This is a genomic window from Streptomyces sp. NPDC104831 (assembly GCF_055583025.1).
Genome location: NZ_JBVJOT010000126.1, coordinates 1 through 5,027, shown reverse-complemented (window position 1 = coordinate 5,027; position 5,027 = coordinate 1). Strand labels below are relative to the sequence as shown.

The 5,027-nt window shown below is 75.2% G+C and carries 4 protein-coding genes; all 4 read right to left on the bottom strand.

Annotated features, from left to right (window positions below; translation table 11 throughout):
* Positions 1–187: 187 nt before the first annotated feature.
* The 4 genes from ACZ63H_RS38355 to pelF are packed head-to-tail and all read right to left on the bottom strand — an operon-like array spanning position 188 to position 4,886.
* Positions 188–901, bottom strand: coding sequence for a nucleotidyltransferase family protein (locus tag ACZ63H_RS38355; protein WP_469873088.1), 714 nt, complete (start codon positions 899–901; stop codon positions 188–190).
* Between the two features lie 39 nt (positions 902–940).
* Positions 941–1,942, bottom strand: coding sequence for a GDP-mannose 4,6-dehydratase (locus ACZ63H_RS38350; RefSeq protein ID WP_469873087.1), 1,002 nt, complete (start codon positions 1,940–1,942; stop codon positions 941–943).
* Positions 1,943–1,983: 41 nt separating this feature from the next.
* A complete protein-coding gene (locus ACZ63H_RS38345) occupies positions 1,984–3,381 on the bottom strand; it encodes a hypothetical protein (protein WP_469873086.1) in 1,398 nt (465 codons plus the stop codon).
* Complete coding sequence (gene pelF / locus ACZ63H_RS38340) at positions 3,378–4,886, bottom strand: GT4 family glycosyltransferase PelF (RefSeq protein ID WP_469873085.1); 1,509 nt, start codon at positions 4,884–4,886, stop codon at positions 3,378–3,380. Before pelF ends, ACZ63H_RS38345 begins: the two co-directional genes overlap by 4 nt.
* Positions 4,887–5,027: the final 141 nt, after the last annotated feature.

Below are 5,027 nucleotides of genomic sequence, written 5' to 3'. Positions count from 1 at the left end.
GGGGGCCGCCACTCAGGGGTCTTGGGGGAGCTTTCCTGTCTGTTCGGGGGGGGGGGGGGAGGAGAGAGCGGCGCTGACAGAGAGGCCGGTGGCGAGCCCCGGCGCACCGGGCGGGCCCCGCAGCCGCTTTGTCACATGGCGGCCCAGGTATCCGGTGCCGCCGAGGACGAGGATGCGCATGCGGTACTCAGGCTCCCTTGAGCAGCAGGGACTTGCGGCTGGTGAACTCGGCGTTGGCCCGGTCGTAGTCGTCGGGGCGGCCGATGTCCAGCCAGTATCCGTCGAAGTCGTAGGCGTGCGGCGGGTTCTGGGCGCGCAGCAGGTCCAGGACGAGTTCGTCGAAGCCGAGCGGCAGACCGGGCGTGTAGCCGTCCAGGGTGGCGCGGCTGAGGCCGTAGACGCCCATGGAGACGCGGTAGTCCATGCTGGGTTTCTCGGTGAACGCGACGACCCTGCTGGCGTCGGTGGTGAGCACGCCGAAGTCGATGCTCACCTTGCGGGCGTAGGTGGCGATGGTCAGCGGCGCGCCGGAGTCCCGGTGGCGGCGCAGCACATCGGCGTAGTCGAGGTCGGTGAGGATGTCGCCGTTCATCACCAGGAAGTCCTCGGGCAGCCGGTCCCTGAGGCCGAGCAGCGGCCCCATGGTGCCGAGCGGGCTCTCCTCGGTGGCGTAGTCGACGGTCATGCCCCACTGGGAGCCGTCGCCGACGTAGGCGCGGATGATCTCGCCGAGGTGGCCGATCGCGAGGGTGCAGCGGGTGAACCCCGCGGCCGACAGCTGGCGCAGCACGATCTCCAGGATGGCGTGCTGGTCGCCGATCGGGACGAGCGGCTTGGGCAGCGCGGTGGTGTAGGGCCGCAGCCGGACGCCCTTGCCTCCGGCCAGGATCACTGCGTGCATGGGGCTCCTCCTTCGTGGGGCGATGCCGTGCGGACGGGGTCAGATGTTGTAGATGCCGGTCTTGTAGCGGGCCAGGTTGGCCGGGTCGCGGAAGAACTCCACGGTGTGGGCGAGGCCCTGTTCCAGGGTGTGGGCGGGCTGCCAGCCGGTGGCCCGGGTGAGCCGGGTGGCGTCGCAGACCAGCCGCATCACCTCGGAGTTCGCGGGCCGGATGCGGGCGGGGTCCGCGCGGACGTCGAGGTCGGCGTCCATCACCTTGCCGATCAGCGCGACCAGGTCGCCGACGGAGATCTCGCCGCCGGTGCCGGCGTTGAAGGTGCGGCCGACGACCTGCTCGGCGGGGGCGGTGCCGACGGCGAGGAAGGCCCGCGCGGTGTCCTTGACGAAGGTGAAGTCCCGGGTGGGGCGCAGATCGCCGAGGGTGAGGGTGCGCTCCCCCGCCGCGACCTGGCCGATGACGGTGGGGATGACGGCGCGCATGGACTGCCGGGGCCCGAAGGTGTTGAACGGCCGCAGGGTGACGACCGGGGTGGCGAAGCTGGCGTGGTAGCTGTCGGCGAGCCGGTCCCCGCCGGCCTTCGAGGCGGCGTACGGGGACTGGGTGTTGATGGGGTGGTCCTCGGTGATGGGCACGGTCCGCGCGGTGCCGTAGGTCTCGCTGGTGGAGGTGTGCACCAGCCGGGGCGTGCCGAGGGCGCGGACCGCCTCCAGCACGTTGAGGGTGCCGGTGACGTTGGTCTCCACGTAACTGTGCGGCGCCTGGTAGGAGTACGGGATCGCGATGAGGGCGGCCAGGTGGTAGGCGACGTCGGCGCCGTCGAGCAGGGCGCGGACCGAGCCGGGGTCGCGGACGTCGCCGAGGACGATCTCCACCTGGTCCAGCACGTCGGGGGCGAGGGTCTCCAGCCAGCCGTAGGAGGAGAAGGAGTTGTACTGGGCCATGGCTCTGACCCGGTGTCCGGAGGCGACCAGGGCCTCGGTGAGGTGGGAGCCGATGAAGCCCTCGGCTCCGGTGACGGCGGCGAGCGGTAGGGAGGTCAACTGGGGTGTCCTTCCGGTGGGTCGGCGGAGCGGGGACGGGGTCAGACGTGCCGGGCGGGGCGGCCGAGCAGCAGCAGCGCGTACGCCACCAGGCCGAGGACGGCGGCGGCACAGCACAGCGGCAGGAGGGCGGGTCCGGGGGGCGGTCCGGGCCGTGGGAGCGGGCCGGCCACCGCCGCGGCGGTCAGGCAGATCACGGCCGGCGGCCAGGCGGTCCCGAACGCCTGGAGGAGCAGCGCGGTCCACAGGGTGGCCGCGAGGAGCAGCAGGGTGGCCGGGGCGGCTCCGGCCAGCCGGGCGGCGGGCAGCAGCGGCAGCAGATAGGCGCCCAGACAGCCGGCCAGGACGGCGGCGGAGCGCAGCAGGAAGCCGGCCGGGGTGGCGGCGGCGCGCAGCGCGGCCACGGACAGGCCCCGGTAGCGGTACAGCAGCCATTCGGCGGGGCCCATGCTGACCGTCAGCACGATCACCGCGTACGGCTCGTGCCGTCCCTCCAGCAGCACCAGTATCCCGGCGGCCAGCCCGAACAGCCCGTACGGCAGGGACCGGCGCAGCCGGGGCCGGGGGCCGCCGACGGCGGCGGCCGGGAGGGCGAGGGCTTCGCGCAGGACGTGGGCGGTGGCGGCGAGGGTGGCCAGCAGGGCCAGCAGCGGCAGCCCGGCGCGCACCACCGGGCCGGGGTCCCACCAGGGCAGGGCGGCGGCGCCCGCGATCAGCGGGGTCAGCGCGGCGAGCAGCAGCCGCTCGCGGGCCAGCACGAGCAGCACGCCGGCCGCCGCGAGATACAGCGACTGGGCCGCCGCCGCGAGCAGGACGGGGCCGGGGCCGGCCGGCGGGACCGCGGCGGCGGTGGCGAGGGCGGCGCCGAGCGGGGCGCCGAAGAGCAGGGTGCGGGCGGCCTCCCGGCGGCCGGTCGTCAGCCGCAGGTGGGTGCGGTGGCCGAGGGCCTGCCCCCAGGCCCAGGAGACCAGGCCGGCGACGACGGGTGCGGCGGTGTGCCGGCCCGGGTGCCACAGCGGCGCGGTGAGCAGGTAGGCGAGGCCCGGCAGGGCGAACAGCACCCCGCGCAGCAGGCAGCGCAGGGTGTCCGGGCGCCAGGGGTCGGCGGCGGGGGCGGGCTCGGGGTAGGTGCGGGGCACCTGTTCGTACAGGGCGGTGGCGAGGGAGAAGAGGTTCGGGTGGCCGTAGCGCTGTCTGATCTGTTCGGCGGTCAGGCCCTCGGCCTCCAGCAGGGCGGCGACCTCGTAGGGGTGGACGGCGGGGCCGACGCGGTCGGCGAGGTCGGCGGCGAGCCGGCTCACCGCCTCCGGGTCGCCGCCGTGGCCCGGCAGCCTGAGGGCCAGGGTGCGGTCGTCGCCGCGGGCGGGCGGGACGGCGAGCCGCAGGGCGAGGGTGTCCTGTTCGGCGCCGCCCGGTTCGAGTGCCATGGGCCCGCTCATCCGGCGAGGCTTTCCGCGGCTCTGAGGTGCTGCCCGCGCGCCGCCGGTTCGGTGGACGGCCGGGCGTGGTGGGGAAGTTCGAGGTAGATGGAGCGGAAGGTGTCGATGGTCTGGCGCAGCGTGAACTGTTCGATCACCCGCAGCCGGGCGGCCTCGCCCATCGCGCGGCGGCGTGCGGCGTCGGCGAGCAGTTCGAGCGCCGCCGCCGCCATGCGGTCCGGGTCGCGCGGCGGCACGACCAGGCCGGTGTCGCCGACGGCCTCGCGGACGCCGCCGACGTCGGTGGAGACGGTGGCCCGGCCGCAGGACATGGCCTCGATGAGGGTGAACGGGAAGCCCTCGCTGATGCTGGAGAGCATCACCACGTTCCCGGCCGCGTAGGCGTCCTTGATGTCGTCGACCCGGCCCTCGAAGGTGACGGCGTCGGCGTGGCCGAGGTCGGCGGCGAGCGCCTCGCAGCGTTCCCGGTACGCCTCGCCGCCGCGGGGGGTGCCGCCGAACAGGCGCAGCCGCGCCTCGGGTATCTCCTTGCGGACCAGGGCGAAGGCGCGGATGAGGGTCTCCAGGTCCTTGATGGGGTCGACCCGGCCGGCCCAGCTGAGGGTGGGCGTCTGCGGTTCGGGCCCGGCGGGCGGGAAGGCGGCCGGGTCCACGCCGTTGTAGACGGTGCGGATGGACCGGGGGTCGGCGCCGCCCTGTTCCTCCCACAGCCGGTTGTAGCGGTTGCCGGGGGTGATCAGGGCGGCCCGCCGGTAGCTCTCCTCGGCCAGCAGCCGGAAGAAGCCGAGGACGACGGCCTTCACCGGCCAGCGGTAGGGGGCGGTGCGATAGCCGAGGTAACGTTCCCGCAGGTAGACGCCGTGCTCGGTGAGCAGCAGCGGGACCTGGTACCGCTCCAGGCCGGCGAGGCCGGGCAGCACGGCCACGCCGCCGCTGACCGCGTGGGCCACGCCGTGCCGGGGCGGGGGCGCGGCCAGCGGGCGCAGGGCGTGTTCCAGCAGGGTGGTGGCGGTGAGCGCGTCGTGCAGGGTGGGCCGGGCCTCCCGGACGGGGAGTCCGGGGCGGGTCCACACCCCGGCGAGCAGGGAGACGGCCCGGTCGCCGCGCAGGAACGGGCTGAGGGTGCCCTCGGCGGCGGCCCGGGCGAGGGCGTACAGCGCGGCCGGGAACCGCTCCTCGGCCCCCGGGTCGAGCAGTGCGGTCAGGAAGTTCTCGTAGGCGTCGGCGAGCCGGGCGAGGGCCCGGCCCCGGGGCGGGCGGCCCTCGGGCGGGGCTCCCCACATGGGCACGGACAGCACGCTGTGGACGTGGCCGGGCAGGTCCCAGACGACGCCTTCGCGTCCGGTGCCGGTGACGGCGATGACGTCGAAGTCGAGGTCGGGCATGCCCTGGACGAGCTGGTCGCACCAGACGCTGACGCCGCCGTGGCTGTGCGGATAGGTGCCTTCGGTGAGCAGGGTGACGTGCGCCGCGCCGGTGCGGCGCGCGCCGTGCTGAACGTGCATCGATGGGGCTCCACGGCCGAGGTGTGGGGTGGTCGCGGGGGGGGGGGGCGGGGGGGGGGGGGGGGGGGGGGGGGGGGGACGCCCCGCGGGGAGAAGGGTGGGGGGGGGGGGGGGGGGGGGGGGGGGGGTCGGTGTGTATTT